Source organism: Halomonas shengliensis, from assembly GCF_900104135.1.
Lineage (GTDB): Bacteria > Pseudomonadota > Gammaproteobacteria > Pseudomonadales > Halomonadaceae > Halomonas > Halomonas shengliensis.
This window is the reverse complement of the sequence record NZ_FNIV01000009.1, coordinates 1-16,362: the sequence shown is the minus strand read 5'-3', so window position 1 is coordinate 16,362 and position 16,362 is coordinate 1. Positions and strand designations below refer to the sequence as shown.

14 protein-coding genes are annotated in these 16,362 nt (G+C 59.2%); 9 read left to right on the top strand and 5 right to left on the bottom strand.

Annotated elements, in window-relative coordinates; genetic code table 11:
* Positions 1 to 22 precede the first annotated feature (22 nt).
* The 7 genes from BLP95_RS12760 (at position 23) to BLP95_RS12730 (ending at position 7,348) form a co-directional block, all read left to right on the top strand.
* Positions 23 to 1,171 (top strand): glycosyltransferase, encoded by a 1,149-nt coding sequence (locus tag BLP95_RS12760; protein WP_089680134.1) that lies wholly within the window; start codon positions 23 to 25, stop codon positions 1,169 to 1,171.
* Positions 1,168 to 2,274, top strand: coding sequence for a glycosyltransferase family 4 protein (locus BLP95_RS12755; RefSeq protein WP_089679975.1), 1,107 nt, complete (start codon positions 1,168 to 1,170; stop codon positions 2,272 to 2,274). Before BLP95_RS12760 ends, BLP95_RS12755 begins: the two co-directional genes overlap by 4 nt.
* Positions 2,189 to 3,343 (top strand): non-hydrolyzing UDP-N-acetylglucosamine 2-epimerase, encoded by a 1,155-nt coding sequence (gene wecB, locus BLP95_RS12750; RefSeq protein WP_245678751.1) that lies wholly within the window; start codon positions 2,189 to 2,191, stop codon positions 3,341 to 3,343. Before BLP95_RS12755 ends, wecB begins: the two co-directional genes overlap by 86 nt.
* A gap of 65 nt (positions 3,344 to 3,408) precedes the next feature.
* Positions 3,409 to 4,653, top strand: a complete 1,245-nt coding sequence (locus BLP95_RS12745) for a glycosyltransferase family 4 protein (protein ID WP_089679972.1) — start codon at positions 3,409 to 3,411, stop codon at positions 4,651 to 4,653.
* Positions 4,653 to 5,507: a sulfotransferase family protein gene (locus tag BLP95_RS12740; RefSeq protein WP_089679970.1), complete on the top strand. Its 855-nt coding sequence runs from the start codon at positions 4,653 to 4,655 to the stop codon at positions 5,505 to 5,507. The genes BLP95_RS12745 and BLP95_RS12740 overlap by 1 nt, the downstream gene beginning before the upstream one ends.
* Positions 5,508 to 5,523: 16 nt before the next feature.
* Entirely contained in the window at positions 5,524 to 6,114 is a 591-nt protein-coding gene (locus BLP95_RS12735; protein ID WP_245678749.1) for a sugar transferase, read from the top strand.
* A 43-nt stretch (positions 6,115 to 6,157) separates the two neighbouring features.
* Entirely contained in the window at positions 6,158 to 7,348 is a 1,191-nt protein-coding gene (locus BLP95_RS12730) for a DegT/DnrJ/EryC1/StrS family aminotransferase (RefSeq protein ID WP_089679966.1), read from the top strand.
* A gap of 108 nt (positions 7,349 to 7,456) precedes the next feature.
* Here the strand turns inward: BLP95_RS12730 and cysQ are convergent, their stop codons facing one another.
* From cysQ to BLP95_RS12710, 4 genes are all read right to left on the bottom strand, one after another.
* The gene (gene cysQ / locus BLP95_RS12725; protein WP_089679964.1) at positions 7,457 to 8,230 is read right to left on the bottom strand and encodes a 3'(2'),5'-bisphosphate nucleotidase CysQ; all 774 of its coding nucleotides are present in this window, start codon (positions 8,228 to 8,230) and stop codon (positions 7,457 to 7,459) included.
* A 127-nt stretch (positions 8,231 to 8,357) separates the two neighbouring features.
* Positions 8,358 to 10,262: a sulfate adenylyltransferase subunit CysN gene (gene cysN / locus BLP95_RS12720; RefSeq protein WP_089679962.1), complete on the bottom strand. Its 1,905-nt coding sequence runs from the start codon at positions 10,260 to 10,262 to the stop codon at positions 8,358 to 8,360.
* On the bottom strand, positions 10,262 to 11,164 hold the full coding sequence (gene cysD, locus BLP95_RS12715; RefSeq protein ID WP_089679960.1) for a sulfate adenylyltransferase subunit CysD: 903 nt from the start codon (positions 11,162 to 11,164) through the stop codon (positions 10,262 to 10,264). Before cysD ends, cysN begins: the two co-directional genes overlap by 1 nt.
* A 304-nt stretch (positions 11,165 to 11,468) precedes the next feature.
* Positions 11,469 to 12,263, bottom strand: a complete 795-nt coding sequence (locus BLP95_RS12710; protein ID WP_176760289.1) for a helix-turn-helix domain-containing protein — start codon at positions 12,261 to 12,263, stop codon at positions 11,469 to 11,471.
* A 132-nt stretch (positions 12,264 to 12,395) separates the two neighbouring features.
* Between BLP95_RS12710 and BLP95_RS12705 the strand changes: the two genes are divergently transcribed.
* The gene (locus BLP95_RS12705) at positions 12,396 to 14,123 is read left to right on the top strand and encodes an SLC13 family permease (RefSeq protein WP_089679956.1); all 1,728 of its coding nucleotides are present in this window, start codon (positions 12,396 to 12,398) and stop codon (positions 14,121 to 14,123) included.
* 121 nt (positions 14,124 to 14,244) lie between these two features.
* On the opposite strand, the gene BLP95_RS12700 is transcribed toward BLP95_RS12705, so the two are convergent.
* On the bottom strand, positions 14,245 to 14,721 hold the full coding sequence (locus BLP95_RS12700) for a phosphoadenylyl-sulfate reductase (protein ID WP_245678748.1): 477 nt from the start codon (positions 14,719 to 14,721) through the stop codon (positions 14,245 to 14,247).
* Between the two features lie 79 nt (positions 14,722 to 14,800).
* On the opposite strand from BLP95_RS12700, the gene BLP95_RS12695 reads away from it, so the two are divergent.
* Positions 14,801 to 16,317 (top strand): IS3 family transposase gene (locus BLP95_RS12695; RefSeq protein ID WP_089678271.1). Its coding sequence is split into 2 segments (ribosomal slippage): positions 14,801 to 15,235 and positions 15,238 to 16,317, totalling 1,515 coding nucleotides; the frame shifts between segments, so codons are not numbered across the junction.
* Positions 16,318 to 16,362 lie beyond the last annotated feature (45 nt).

Genomic DNA, 16,362 nt, shown 5'->3' with positions numbered 1-16,362 from the left:
ATAAAGACGCAGGCATTTCCGCATGAATTTACATATAGTTAGAAACTCGGTAAGTCATGATTCTCGTGTTTTGAAAGAAACTGAGAGTATTCTTGAGAGTGAGCTTTTTAATAGATTAGAAATTTCAGGTCTTAAGGAGGACGGGTTTCCTGTAAATGAAAAAATTGATGATGGCCGTACAATTTGGAGGGCTTCACTGCGTACAAGGAAGTTTCCAAAGGATTTAGTGAGTCAATTTATTAAGTATGCCGAATGGTACCGCTTACTGGTTCGGCGTTACCGGAACTCAGGCCTAAATGTGATCCACTGCCACGACTTGACACCATTGCCAATAGCTGTGCGCCTTAAACAGATCACAGGAGCGCGGCTTATATATGATGCGCATGAGCTTGAGACTGAAACAGCTGGCGCCCGAGGTGCGCGCCAATCTTTAGCGAAAAGTTTGGAGAAACGGCTCATACCCAAAGTAGATGCCATGATTACAGTCAGTCCATCTATTCAGAAGTGGTACGGGGAACGATACCCTGAAATTCCAGTTCACCTCATTCGGAACATTCCCGCTCCCGTTGAAGAGTCAATTGATGCTGTGCCACTGCGCGAGATTCTTGGTATTCCTGATCACGCCCTTCTATTCATATACTTAGGCGGGTTAAGCAAAGGGCGCGGAATTGAGATAGCGCTTGAAGCTTTTCAACAAGAAGGTGTTCCGCACCATATAGTCTTTATGGGAAATGGGCCATTAGAAAACACTGTACGAAACGCCGCACAGAATGATTTTCGTATTCATTACAAGGATCCAGTCCCACCCAAAGATGTTGTTTCTCATGCTTCGGGTGCGGATGTTGGAATTTGTTTGTATGAGGATACATGTCTAAATCATCGTTACTGTCTTCCTAATAAGTTATTTGAAAGTTTGCTCGCAGGCTTACCTGTTTTGGCGTCCCCTCTTCCTGATCAGGCTGAAGTTGTAAAAAAACATCAAGCCGGGTGGGTAGTTGAAAATGATGTTGAGTCAGTTTCTAATTTCCTTAGGAAGTTAACATTACAAGACGGAGTGTCTCTTAGAGAAGGGCTGCTAGAACGAGTAGAAGGGTTGACATGGAGGAATGAAGGTAAAAAATTGTCTGAGCTTTATCATTTCCTGGTACAGTTAAATGAGGGCAATCGATGAAGGTTGCACACTTAACTACCGTGCATCACCGCTCGGATACTCGTATTTTTATAAAAGAGTGTGCTTCTCTTTCGAATAGCGAATTTTCTGTTTGTCTTATTGTGGCTGATGGAGAAGGGGATGATTATAAGAATAAAGTAACTATTTATGATGTTGGTAAGTCACAAGGTCGTCTGGCTCGCATCCTAAATGCTACGAAACGAGTATTACAAAAGGCATGTTGTCTAGATGCAGATTTATACCATCTGCATGATCCTGAGTTGCTTCCCATTGGTTTGAAACTGAAAAAAATGGGAAAAATAGTAATTTTTGATTCTCACGAAGATGTTCCGAAACAGATTTTGGGTAAGGCCTATCTAAACAAACATGCTAAGTGGATTTTGTCGAAGGCTTTTGCAGCTTACGAAAGCTGGGCATGTCGTAAGTTTGATGCGGTGATAGCAGCCACGCCTTATATCCGTGACAAGTTTGCCGCCATGGGCGTTCTGTCTGTGGATATCAACAATTATCCGTTGGTTTGTGAGCTATCTAACTTTGAAGTTGACTATTCAAAGAAAAGAAACAAGATATGTTACGTTGGCAGCATTAGCGAGATTCGTGGTATTTTGCAAGTCGTTCAGGCTATGGGGCAGGTGGAGTCGGATGCGAGACTTAAGTTGGCTGGTCAATTTAATAAGAAAAGTACACAGCAATTCGCTCTATCTAGTTTTGGCTGGTCGAAAGTCGATGCCATGGGCTTTGCGAACCGGGAGCAGGTCCGTGATTTGCTGGCTCAATCAGTAGCGGGTTTGGTCACTTTTCTTCCTTTACCCAACCACATTGATGCCCAGCCTAACAAAATGTTCGAGTACATGAGTGCTGGTGTGCCCGTTATAGGTTCAAATTTTCCTCTTTGGAAAGAGATTATTGAAGGCAACCAGTGTGGTCTCTGTGTCGATCCACTTGACCCCAAAGCGATAGCTGAGGCTATTGACTATTTGGTAGCTCATCCAGAAGCGGTCAAAAATATGGGCCGCAATGGGCAACGAGCTGTTCAAGATCAGTACAACTGGAGCATCGAAGAAAAAAAGCTCTTTGAACTTTACTCCTCTTTGGCTAAGTAGTGAATTTATGCAACGAATTCTTACAATCATAGGTGCACGCCCGCAGTTCATCAAGGCTAGCGTGGTATCCCGTACCATCAAAAAGACTGACGGTATCGAAGAGATCATGCTGCATACCGGTCAGCATTTCGATGCTAATATGTCGGATATCTTCTTCAATCAACTAGGCATCCCTAAGCCGGATATTCAACTAGATATCCATGGTGGTAACCATGGTGTTATGACGGGCAGGATGCTGGCGGAGATAGAGCAGGGCATTCTAGAGTATAAACCAGATCGAGTGCTGGTCTACGGCGATACTAATTCTACCTTGGCGGGCGCGCTTGCAGCTGCCAAGTTGCATGTTCCGGTAGCGCATGTTGAGGCAGGACTGCGTAGCTTCAACATGCGAATGCCCGAGGAAATCAATCGTATTCTCACCGATCAAATCAGCGATATGCTGTTCTGCCCCACCGACACTGCAGTTCGTAACCTGGATAAGGAAGGCTTTGCAAGCAAGCCGGTCAATGTGCTTCAGGTCGGTGACGTGATGCAAGATGCGGCGTTGTTTTTTGCTCAGCGTGCGGTGGCGCCACGTGACTTTATAGTGAATCGCAACTTCGTGCTAGGCACATTGCACCGTGCGGAGAATACTGATGATCCTGAACGTCTGACTGCCATCATTTCGGCGCTTAACCATGTACACCAGAGCGTGGCGCCAGTCGTTTTGCCATTGCACCCGCGCACTCGTGCCGCGATTGACAAGGCTGGGTTATCACTAGAGGTGAATGTCATTGACCCGGTGGGCTACTTCGAGATGGTCTGGCTCCTCAACCACTGTAGTCTGGTCCTGACAGATAGCGGAGGGGTGCAGAAAGAGGCCTTTTTCTTCGGCAAGGCGTGTATCACAATGCGTGATCAGACAGAGTGGGTTGAGCTTATCTCTGCCGGAGCTAACCATCTGGTTGGCGCCAACCAGGAAGAAATCATTGCTCATTCCAGCACCCACTTTGGTCGAGCGATTGAAGATCATCAGCATCTATATGGCGGTGGGAATGCCGCAGAAAGAATTGTTGAACACCTAGTGTAAGCGTACTTAAACGGCTGATCAGATTTTTTGTTTCGAGTTTTTTATAACGTGTTTGGAAATAATGAATGCACATCGTGATCATGACCCATGGCGGTGGCTCGCCCTACCATGGCCCCAATATGCGCTGGTACTTCCTTGGGAAGGCGCTCCGCGATTTGGACTTTAGAATCACTATTGTGAGCTCGTCTTATTTTCATAAATATCATGAACTTCCAAATACTGATGGAGATGTCACCCATGAGAATATTGATGGCATCAAGTATGTCTGGTTGAAAACTAGATCCTATCAGCGCCGGCTAGGCCAGGTTTTTAACCAGTTTCAGTTTGCCTTCAAAGCATATCGGTATGCCACATCGGATCTTGTTCCAGCAGACGTTGACGTGGTAGTTGCTTCATCACCACACCCTTTTGTGATCTATGCGGCAAATCGCCTAGCCCATCAGCGAAAAGTTCCCTTACTATATGAAGTAAGAGACCTATGGCCCTTGGTTATTCGCGGTCTGAGCGGAGCACCTGCCTACCATCCATACTTGCTGCTATTGAAGTTCACCGAGTGGTTCGCCGTTAGGAAGGCCGATGTCATTGCTTCCGTCAAGCCAGGCGACAAGGATTACTTCCAGCAGATGTATGACTTCGACGTCCAACGTTTTTTCTATGCCCCTAACGGCTTTTATGTGGATAAAGTACCTGAGGTGTCCTTGCTTCCTGAAGAAGGATGTGGCAGTGGTGATTTGAGCACACCTGAATCACCTTTCGTAGTTGGCTATGTTGGCGCCTTAAGTAGTTATTATGGTATTAATGATCTGATTGAAGCCGCCCGGCTGTTGCAAGATGATCGGCAGATTCGATTCCGCATTGTGGGCGGCGGCGAGGATCTCAATAAGTTACGCGATATGGCTAAGCAGTATGAGCTGACGAATATCGAGTTTGTGGGCCCGGTTCCAAAATCCGATGTTTTGAGGGAATTGCAGAGCTTTAATGCGTGCTATGTAGGATTGAAGGACGTCGAAGCGAATCGCTACGGTATCTCCTGCAATAAACTCTTTGAGTACATGCATGCAGGGAAGCCCGTCATCGCCAGCTATAAGACAGACTATGATCCCGTGGCTTTTGCTAGGTGCGGTATCACGGTTCCTTCAGGAAATCCTTCCATGATTGCTAATGCTGTGATGCGCTTGAAGGAGAATCCGTCTCTTTGTCATAAGCTCGGAAAAGCCGGCGCGAACTACTTTTACGACAATCATGAATTTTCTGTTGTCGCTAATAAATACTACGAGCTTTTCCACTCTCTCAAGAAGACCATTAAGTGATGCAGCCATTGGTAATAATAGGTGCCCCTCGAAGCGGCACCAACATGCTGCGCGACGTGCTCTGTCAGTTCGAGGGTGTGGCCACCTGGCCATGCGACGAGATCAACTACTTGTGGCGCCACGGCAACGTGCGCCATCCCTCCGACGAGCTACCCTCCGAGCGCGCCACGCCTGCCGTGCAGAGCTATATGCGCAAGCAGTTCGAGTGGGTGGCGCGGCGATACAGCGCGCATACGGTGGTCGAGAAGACCTGCGCCAACAGCCTGCGCGTACCCTTTGTCGACCGAGCCGTTCCCGGCGCCCGCTTTGTCTATATCTACCGTGACGGGCTGGACACCACCGGTTCCGCCAAGCTGCGCTGGCAGGCCAAGCTCGATATTCCGTATCTGCTGGAGAAGGTTCGCTTCGTGCCGTTCACGGACCTGCCCTACTACGGCAGCCGTTACCTCTGGAGCCGCCTCTATCGCTTTTTCTCCCGGGAGAAGCGCCTGGCGTTCTGGGGCCCGACACTCGATGACATGCCGCAACTGCTGGAGACGCACACGCTCAACGAGGTGTGCGCCCTGCAGTGGCAGCGCTGCGTGGAAAACGCCGAGGCCGCCTTCGCCGATATGCCCGACGATCGGGTCATCCGCGTGCGCTACGAGCACTTCGTGCGCGAGCCCGTGGCGGAACTGCATCGATTGTTCGAGTTCCTGGGGCTGCAGGTGAGCGGCGAGGCCGTGCGAGATGCTGTTTCCGGGGTTTCCAGCCGCAGCATCGGCAAGGGGCGTGCCTCGCTGGAGGAGGGCGAAGTCGCACAGTTGGAAGCGTTGATCGGGGAGACGTTGGAGCGTTATGGCTATCGCGGTTGAACAGGAAGGACTGAGCGTGCCCCAGGCCATACAGAAGCGTGCCTTCGATGTCGTCGTCTCTGCTGTGGGGTTGACACTGAGTGGTTGGCTGATCCTGTTGGCTTGGGTGGCGGCCAGTCTCGATACGCGCAGCAACGGCTTCTTCACCCAGCGCCGTGTCGGCAAGGATGGGCGGCTATTCACCGTGGTGAAGATCAAGACCATGCGCCCCAGCCGCGAACTGACCACGACGGTGACCCGATCGGGCGATCCGCGCATCACGCCACTGGGGCGCTTCTTTCGACGCACCAAGATCGACGAGCTGCCGCAGCTCTGGAATGTGCTGGTGGGCGACATGAGCTTCGTCGGCCCGCGGCCGGACGTGCCGGGCTTTGCCGACACGTTGGAGGGCGAGGAGCGGCTGCTGCTGACCATCCGTCCCGGCATCACCGGCCCGGCGACACTCAAGTATCGTGACGAGGAGGCGATGCTGGCCGCCGCCGACGATCCGGAAGCCTACAACCGCGAGGTCATCTGGCCGGACAAGGTGCGCCTCAACCTGGACTACATCCGTGACTGGCGGCTGACCGACGACCTGCGCTATATCTGGCGCACGGTGGTTGGATGACGGCCTCGCTTGATCCACTGAGTTCCCTTACCCAGGACGCTGTATGTTAAACGGACCTTTCTCTCCCTGGCCCTCCTTCACTGAGGAGGAGGCCGAAGCGGTGCAGCGCGTGCTGCTCTCCAACCGCGTGAACTACTGGACCGGTACCGAGGGTCGCGAATTCGAGCAGGAGTTCGCGGCCTTCGCGCAAACGGGCTTTGCCATCGCCGTGGCCAACGGCACCAACGCCCTTGATCTCACCCTGAAGGGGTTGGGTATCGGCTCGGGCGAGGGCAGGGGGCGTGACGAGGTGATCGTCACCTCCCGCACCTTCCTGGCCTCCGCATCCAGCATCGTCACCGCCGGCGCAGTGCCGGTGTTCGCCGACATCGACCGGGACAGTCAGAACATCACGGCCGAGATGGTGGCTGAGAAGATCACGCCGCGCACCCGGGCGATCATGGCGGTGCACCTGGCCGGCTGGCCCTGCGAGATGGATGAGCTGATCGCGCTGGCCGAGCAGCACGATCTCTATGTAATCGAGGATTGTGCCCAGGCCCATGGCGCCCGCTATCGCGGTCGCAGCGTGGGCAGCATCGGCCACGTGGGCTGCTGGTCGTTCTGCCAGGACAAGATCATGTCCACCGGCGGGGAAGGAGGCATGGTCACCACCCACGATGAGATCCTGTGGCGACGCATGTGGGCCTACAAGGACCACGGGAAGAGCTGGAACGCCGTCTATGAACGCGAGCATCCGCCGGGCTTTCGCTGGCTGCACGAGAGCTTCGGCACCAATTGGCGCATGACCGAGATGCAGGCCGCCATCGGGCGCATTCAGCTCGGGCGCATGCCGGCGTGGAAGGCGGCGCGCCGAGCCAACGCTGAGCGCATCTGGCAGGCCGCCCGGGACTGCCCCGGTCTGCGTGTGCCGGGCGTTCCCGATCACATCGAACACGCCGCCTACAAGTGCTACGTCTTCGTCGAGCCCGAGCGCCTCGCCTCGGGCTGGGATCGCGACCGCATCCAGGCCGCGACGGTGGCGCGCGGCGTGCCGTGCTTCTCCGGCTCCTGTTCCGAGGTCTATCGCGAGAAGGCGTTCCAGCACACCGACTGGCGCCCGGAAACGCCGCTGCCGGTGGCCCGCGAGTTGGGCGAGACCAGTTTGATGTTTCTCTGCCATCCCACTCTCACGCGGGAAGAGATCGATAAGACGTGCGGGGTGCTGGCCGAGGTGATGGCAGAGGCGACGGCGTGACTGTGTAATCCCGCCCATGGCGTAGTGGGCGGGGAGAACATCTCTGGCAATACGTATCAGCAGCCCGGCCTAGCGCCGGGCTGCTGCGTTAATGGGCTGCGATCAGCCTCAGTGGCCCCAGACGACGAAGTAGGGGTTGAGGTGCTGCTCGGGCGAGGAGTAGTCAAGCGGTTCTCCCTCCAGCGTTTCCACCCGGCCACCGGCCTGCTCCACTACCGCCTGGGCGGCACCGGTGTCCCACAGGCAGGTAGGGCCAAGGCGAGGGTAGGCATCGGCGGCGCCTTCGGCGATCAGGCACAGTTTCAGCGAACTGCCCATGGGTACCATGTCATGCTCACCCAGCTGATCCAGCCATTCGGCCAGGTCCGGGCTGGGGTGGGAGCGGCTGCCCACCACGCGCCAGGGGGTGCCTTCGGCGGGCTGGCCGGCGACTACGATCGGCTCCCGCTCGCCCTGGGCATCGATCTTGAAGGCGCCCAGGCCCTCGGTGGCGAGATAGGAGACCTCCAGCGCCGGGGCGATGACTACGCCGAGCACCGGCGTGCCGTGCTCGATCAGCGCGATGTTGACGGTGAACTCGCCATTACGCTTGATGAACTCCTTGGTGCCGTCCAGGGGATCCACCAGCCAGTAGCGGCCCTGGGCATCTACCCCGGCGAAGCCTTCGGCGTCTTCCTCCGAAAGCACCGGGATACCCTCCGGCAGGGCACTTAGCCCCTTGACGATGACGTCATGGGCGGCCTTGTCCGCTTCGGTCAACGGGCTCTTGTCCTCCTTCTCCTCGATGGAAAAGTCGCGGGCGTAAACGGCCATCATGGCGTCGCCAGCATCCTTGGCGATGGTGTAGACCTGTTCCAGCAGGTCAGATGTGTTTAGTGGCATGTGATAATCCATATCAGGGTATCCCGGCATAGCAGGCTGGGGTTGCATGCTGTGGGAGCCGTGCTTGCACGGCGATTGTTTAGCAACCCCTTTTTCGCGGTGCGAGCACCGCTCCCACAGGCTTCTATCAGGTGATGATCTGGCGCTCGCGCAGCAGCGCGATGATGGCATCGGCGGCTTCGTCGCTGCTTATCTCGGTGGTCTTGATGTGCAGGTCGGGGTTCTCCGGTGCCTCGTAGGCCGAGTCGATGCCGGTGAAGTTCTTCAGGTCGCCGCGGCGGGCCTTGCGATAGAGCCCCTTGGGATCGCGCTCCTCGGCCACGTCGAGCGGGGTGTCGACGAAGATCTCGATGAACTCGCCGTCGTCCACTAGGTCGCGGGCCAGCTGGCGCTCGCTGCGGAAGGGCGAGATGAAGGAGGTGATCACCAGCAGGCCGGCGTCGACCATCAGCTTCGCGACTTCCGCGACACGGCGGATGTTCTCGACGCGGTCGGCATCGGTGAAGCCCAGGTCGCGGTTGAGGCCGTGGCGCACGTTGTCGCCATCCAGCAGGTAGGTGTGCTGGCCGGCGGCGTGCAGTTTCTTCTCCACCAGGTTGGCAATGGTCGACTTGCCGGCGCCGGAGAGGCCGGTGAACCACAGCACCGCGGGCTGTTGCGCCTTGGAAAGGGCGCGTGCCTGCTTGTCGATATCCACATGCTGCATATGGATATTCTGGCTGCGCCGCAGGGCGAAGTTCAGCATGCCGGCGCCGACGGTGTTGTTGGTCATCCGGTCGATCAGGATGAAGCCACCGGTGTCGGCATTCTCCTTGTAGGGATCGAAGGCCACCGCCTTGTTCAGGCTCAGGGTGCAGACGCCGATGGCGTTGAGGTCGAGCTGCTTGGCCGCGGTGTGCTCGAGCGTATTGACGTTCACCTGGTACTTGATATCGGTGACGCTGGCCGAGACCTGCTGGGTACCGATCTTCATCAGATACGGTCGGCCCGGCAGCAGCGGCTCGTCGTGCATCCACACCAGGCTAGTCTCGAACTGGTCGGCGGTCTCGGCAGGCTGGTCGACCCCGGAGATCACGTCGCCCCGGGAGATATCGATCTCGTCATTCAGCAGCAGGGTCACCGACTGGCCGGCGATCGCCTGCTCCAGGTTACCGTCGTAGGTGTAGATCTGCTTGACGGTGCTGGACTGGCCGGAGGGCTGCACGCGGATGGCGTCGCCCGGCTTGATACTGCCGCTGGCGATCATGCCGGTGAAGCCGCGGAAGTCCAGGTTGGGGCGGTTGACCCACTGCACCGGCATGCGGAACGGCTGGTGCTGCAGGCGCTCCTCGTCCACCTCCACGGTCTCCAGGTAGGCCATCAGCGTGGGGCCGTGGTACCACGGCATATGGTGGCCATGCTCGATGACGTTGTCGCCCTTGAGCGCGGACATCGGGATGAAGGTGATGTCCTCCAGACCCAACTGCTTGGCGAACTCACGGTACTCCTCGACGATCGCGTCGAAGCGTGCCTTGGAGTAGTCCACCAGGTCCATCTTGTTGATCGCCACTACCACATGGCGCATGCCGATCAGCGACATCAGGAAGCTGTGGCGACGGGTCTGTGGCAGGATCCCCTGGCGCGCATCCACCATCAGGATGGCGGCATCCGCGGTGGAGGCGCCGGTGACCATGTTGCGGGTGTACTGCTCATGCCCCGGGGTATCGGCGACGATGAACTTGCGCTTGTCGGTGGAGAAGAAGCGGTAGGCCACGTCGATGGTGATGCCCTGCTCGCGCTCCGCGGCCAGGCCATCCACCAGCAGCGCGAAGTCCATCTCGCCGCCCTGGGTGCCCCACTTCTTGGAATCGGCCTCGATGGCGGCCAGCTGATCCTCGAACAGCAGCTTGGATTCGAACAGCAGACGTCCGATCAGGGTGCTCTTGCCGTCATCGACGCTGCCGCAGGTGATGAAACGCAGCAGGCCCTTGTGTTCGTGCGACTTGAGGTAACCCTCGATATCGCCGGCGATCATGTCGGATGCGTGTGCCATCAGAAGTATCCTTCCTGCTTTTTCTTTTCCATGGAGGCGGCGCTGTCGTGGTCGATGACGCGGCCCTGGCGTTCGGAGGTCTTGGTGAGCAGCATTTCCTGGATGATCGACGGCAGGGTGTCGGCCTCGGACTCGATGGCGCCGGTCAGCGGGTAGCAGCCCAGGGTGCGGAAGCGCACCTTGCGCATCATCGGCACCTCGCCCGGTTCCAGCGGCATGCGCTCGTCGTCGACCATGATCAGAGCGCCGTCGCGCTCCACGACAGGGCGCTCGGCGGCGTAGTAGAGCGGCACGATGGGGATGTTCTGCAGGTAGATGTACTGCCAGATATCCAGCTCGGTCCAGTTGGAGAGCGGGAAGACGCGGATGGACTCGCCCTTGTGCTTGCGGGTGTTGTACAACCGCCACAGCTCCGGACGCTGGTTCTTGGGGTCCCAGCGGTGCTGGGCGGTGCGGAAGGAGAACACCCGCTCCTTGGCGCGGGACTTCTCCTCGTCGCGGCGCGCCCCACCGAAGGCGGCATCGAAGCCATACTTGTCCAGTGCTTGCTTGAGGCCCTCGGTCTTCATCACATCGGTATGGATCGCCGAGCCGTGGGTGAAGGGGTTGATGTCCTTCTCCACGCCCTCGGGGTTGATATGCACGATCAGATCCATGCCGGTTTCCTCGGCCATCTTGTCGCGGAACTCGTACATGGCCCGGAACTTCCAGCGCGTATCCACGTGCAGGAGAGGGAAGGGCGGTGGCGCCGGCGCAAACGCCTTGCGCGCCAGGTGCAGCATCACCGCGCTGTCCTTGCCCACCGAGTAGAGCATCACCGGATTCTCGGTCTCGGCGACCACCTCGCGCATGATCTGGATGCTTTCCGCTTCCAGCTTCTGAAGATGGGTGAGTGACGTCATGTCGTTGGCCTGTGTGGGTGAAAAATGGTTCTTCGCAAATTGGCGTGCGGGAGTGCGTTCGGCGGTGAATGGTGGGAGGCCGGTTCTGCCGGGCGAATGGAGGCAGAAGGCCTCCGAAAGGTGCAAGTGGCCACCCAGCCCTTGGTGGGAGGCCGGGTCCCCCGGGCGAAAGGAGGCCGAAGGCCTCCCGGTAGAGCCCAGCGAGTTAGGCAACACCGCTGGGGCGCCTGACGGCGCCTTCGCCCGGCAAAGCCGGCCTCCCACAGGGCAGCGCCTAAAAAGCCGGGAGCCCACAAGGCAGCGCCTAAGTAAATGCACCAACAGGTACGGCCACCAGCCGCATTTTCGGGTTCTGATTGAGCCACCGCCCGATCTCGGGTGCCGCCCGGAAATCCGCGCCATGAAACACCAGCACGACCGGTTTGCCATTGGCCTGCTCGAGTAGTCTCTCGAACAGCGCCAGGTAGCTGGCTGCCCGCGGTGGTGCGTTTAGCACCTGGGTATAGAGCACGCCGCGCTTGCCGTGCAGGTAGAGCTGGTAGCAGCGCGGTGGTGCGGCTGACTCGGCATCGCCGGGTCGCGTGACTCGCACGCCGCCGCGCCAGATGCTGCCGCCGGCCTGGTGTACCTCTTCGAGCACTGGCACCACCTGGTGTCGATACCAGCGGCCCGCCTGGCCACGCTTGTGCGCGAGCGCCTCCAGCGCCATGGGCTCGGGCTTGAGATCGCGCGCCGCAAGCCAGTGCTCGATGGCCCGGGGCGATACCTCATGGCCCTGTTGGTGCAACGCCTCAGCCAGTGCGCGACTGCCCCAGGCCGGCAGATCTCCAGACGGCAGGACGGCAAGACACGCGGTAAGCGCCTCTTCTGCTGGGGTATCCAAGCGCGTCGCTTGTCCCGCCTTGCGTCCTCGCGGGCGTACCGGCACCGCCTCCCAGCCGCCTTCGCGGAAGGCCTTCCATGCCGCCGATACCGTGGGCGCGGAAAGGCCGGTGCGTGCGGCGGTTTCGGCGACCGTGTGACCATCCAAGCGTAGCCGTACCGCCTGCTGTCGGCGCTGGTTGAGTATTTCCAGCGTTAAATGTTTAGTGGTCTTCAATGCGATAACTGTATGACAATGCGGTATAAAATAGAAAACGCTCGAATTCGTATAAGGCCAAAGTCGACGTCATCATAAAAGCCTGCGTAGAATCCCACAAGCCGCGTTCACTGGCGCAAGGATTCGACGTCGATGCTTCCCTGGATGGTTCTGTTTTCCCTGCTAGGCCTGCTGGCTCTGCTGATCGGTGGCTGGGTGCGGCCGGCCATCGCCTTTGTGGGCCTTGCGGGCGCCTACCTGGTGCTTGGCCTGGTGGATACCCCCACACTGCTTGCGCAGTACACCAACCCGGCGCTGGCGACCCTGCTGTTACTGTTGCTGGTCTCCCTGGCGCTGGAGCGCACGCCGCTGCTCGACTGGCTCTCCCAGCGCCTCCTCACGGGTAGCGAGAGGACCGCCACCGCGCGGCTGATGGGGGCCAGTGCCGTGCTCTCGGCGTTTCTCAACAACACGGCGGTGGTGGCGGCCTTCCTGGGCGCCATCTCGCGTCAGCAGCGCATCGCCCCCTCCCGGCTGCTGATCCCGCTCTCCTACGCGTCGATCCTGGGCGGCGTGACCACCCTGGTGGGTACCTCCACCAACCTGGTGGTGAACTCCTTCGCTTTGGGTCGCGGCGGCTTCGAGCTGGGCATGTTCCAGTTCACCCTGGTGGGCATACCGGTGGCACTGCTGACGTTCGGCGTGCTGCTGTGGCGAGCGCGCCGTCTGCCGGCGCACCCCCCCGAAGACACCGAGGAGAAGCTCTCCTACTTCCTGGCCGCCGACTTGGAGGCGGACTCGGAGCTGGTGGGCAAGAGCATCGAGGAGAACCAGCTGCGTAGCTTGGAGGGGCTCTACCTGCTGGAGATCGAGCGTGAGGGGCGGCTGCTCAGCCCGGTGGGGCCCGACGAGATCCTGCAGGCTGAGGATACGCTGGTATTCACCGGAGAAGTCGGTAAAGTGCAGGCACTTCAGCGCTTCCCCGGGCTTACCCTGTTCGGCCACCAGGCCGACGACCTGCTGGCCACCAACCTGGTGGAGGTGGTGGTTTCTCACGAGTCGGAGCTTGCCGGCCAGACGCTGCAGGACGTCGACTTCCGCAGCATGTTCAACGCCGGTGTGGTGGGCATTCGCCGCGGTGGCAAACGACTGGAGGGGCAGCTGGGACAGATCCCGCTGCGCGTAGGCGATTGCCTGGTGCTGGCGGTGGGCAGCGACTTCCGCCAGCACCGCAACATCGAGCGCAACTTCCACCTGCTCAGTGGCAGCTTCAAGCGCCCGCAGCTCAAGCGCACCGAGAGCATGCTGACCTTGGCCGGCTTCGCGGCGGTGATCGGCCTGGCGGCTCTGGAACTACTGCCGCTGTTTCACGGCCTGTTGCTGCTGATGGCAGGGCTGGTAGCCGGCAAGGTGCTCAGCCCCGCGGAACTCCGCCGACGCTTCCCCTTCGAGCTGTGGCTGATCATCGGCTCGGCGCTGGCCATCGCCCAGGGGCTGGAGAGTTCTGGCGCCGCCGCGCTGCTGGCCCAGGGCATGCAGACGCTGATTGCGGGTTACGGCATCTACGCCGCCTTCGTGGGCTGCTACCTGATGACGCTACTGCTCACCGAGACCGTCACCAACAACGCCGCCGCCGCGCTGGCCTTCCCCATCGCCTGGACGACCGCCCAGGCCTTCGGCGCCGACCCCATGCCCTTCGTCATGGCCGTGGCCTACGGCGCCAGCGCCTGCTTCCTGATCCCCTACGGCTACCAGACCCACTTGATGGTCTACTCTCCCGGCCGCTATCGAATCAGTGATTTCATCAAGACCGGGCTACCGGTGAGCCTCACTTACTCGGCCGGGGTGCTGGTGCTGACGCCGGTGGTGTTTCCTTTCTGAGTCGCTCGCGGTAAGGGGTATGGACCGGGGGAGGGGCAGGACGGCAGGCCCCGGTCGGACGACAACGCAAGCCCACCTTGCCGCTTTCGCGCGTGCGGGAACATAGTGCCCTACCGCCCGCCTACAGATGCAGGCCGCACTCCCGCTGCATACCGAAGAAACGCGTGTCTTCTTCCTGCATGCCCGGCTGGAGGGGTTGGCTGGTGTGCCAGTCGCCCACCGAGGTGTAGCCCTGTTCCCACAGCGGGTGGTAGGGCAGGTCGTGTTCGGTGAGGTAGCGGTGCACGTCGCGGCTGTGCCAGTCGATCAGCGGGTAGACCTTGTGGCGCCCATCGTGGCGTTGCTCGATCACCGGGCGCTGCTCGCGGGAGCTGGACTGCTGGCGGCGCAGCCCGGCGAACCAGGTGCCGACCTGCAACTCATCGAGCTTCTGCTCCATCGGCGCGACCTTCATCAGCTGGTTGTAGCGTGTCAGGCCCGCCAGGCCTTGCTCCCACAGCTTGTCGTGGCGCGCTTCAAGGTGGCCTGGTGACAGCTCGGGTCGCGCGATCTTTAGGTTGAGGTTCAGCCGCGCGGTGAGCGTATCCCTATGCGTCAAGGTAGTTGTCACCTAAACCGATTGAGAGGTGATCAACGTGCGTTACCCCGCAGAGCGTAAGGAAGCCATCCTCAAGAAGATGGCACCGCCCATGAGCATGACCATCCCGGAACTGGCCGCGCAGGAAGGCATCACAGCAACAACCCTCTACAATTGGCGGAAACAGGCCAGAGCACGAGGACAGGTTTTGCCATCACGTTCTACCCAGCCAGATCAGTGGACCAGTCAGGAGAAGTTCCAGATCGTCCTGGAGACAGCTCCGATGAACGAGGCTGAAGTCAGCGCCTACTGCCGCGAGCGCGGGCTCTACCCCGAGCAGGTGGAGGCCTGGCGGGATGCCTGCATGAACGCCAACGACGATGCGGCAGCGCAGGCCAAGCAGCTTCGACAGGCGCGTAAGGCGGAGCAGAAGCGGCTCCGTAAGCTGGAGCGCGAGCTGCACCGCAAGGACAAGGCCCTGGCCGAGACGGCGGCGCTGTTGGCCCTGTCAAAAAAAGCCGAGGCGATCTGGGGCACGACCAACGACGAGGACGACTGACCAGCCTCCCGGATCGCCAGCGTATCGTGACTCTGGTGCAAGACGCCCAGCGTGACGGTGCTCGGCTGGCCAAGGCCTGTCAGGTGATGGGCATCCATGTGCGAACCTATTACCGCTGGGTTGCGGAAGGCGAGGTGACGGCGGATCGCCGCCCCGACGCCGATCGCCCGGAGCCGGCCAACAAGCTGTCGCCCGAGGAACGAGAGGCTGTTGTGGCGCTGTGCAACGCCCCGGAGTATCGGAGCCGCCCTCCCGCCTTCATCGTGGCCGATCAGGCGGACAAGGGCCACTACCTGGCCTCTGAGTCGACGATGTACCGAGTGCTTCATGAATATGACCAGCAACACCATCGGGGCCGACAGCAGGCCCCACAGCGCAAGCGACCGCCGACCACGCACCAGGCCACAGCGCCAAACCGGCTTTGGTGCTGGGATATCAGCTGGTTGCCGGGCCCTGCACGCGGTACCTGGTGGTACCTGTACCTGATCATGGACGTCTTCAGCCGCAAGATCGTTGGGCACGAGGTCTATGAAACCGAGACCGGCGAGCTGGCCGCCGAGCTGATCCAGAAGGCCTGCTGGCGAGAGCACCTCACCGATCGTCACAAGCCTTTGATTTTGCATTCCGATAACGGCAGCCCGATGAAGGCGGCGACCTTCCTGGAAAAGCTCTACGATCTGGGCATCACCCCGTCGTACAGCCGGCCAAGGGTCAGCAACGACAACGCCTTCGCCGAGTCGGCCTTCAAGACACTGAAGTACCGGCCGGGGTTCCCCGCCGACGGCTTCGCCACACTGGCCGAGGCACAAGACTGGGTCCAGCAATTCACCGAGTGGTACAACCATGAGCACCGGCACAGCGCCCTGCGCTACGTCACGCCGAGCCAGCGTCATAACGGCGAGGCAAAAGGCATTCTGACGCAGCGCCGAGAGGTTTTTGAAGCCGCGAAGCAGCGCCACCCGGAACGGTGGTCAGGTGACATCCGGAAACTCAGCCTGCCGGATGTAGTGCACCTAAATCCCGAACGGGACCCAGTGCCACAGGCCGCAGGATTTTAAAGAGCTGAAGTCATTTTATATGGCAACTATGTTGACAGACTCCGG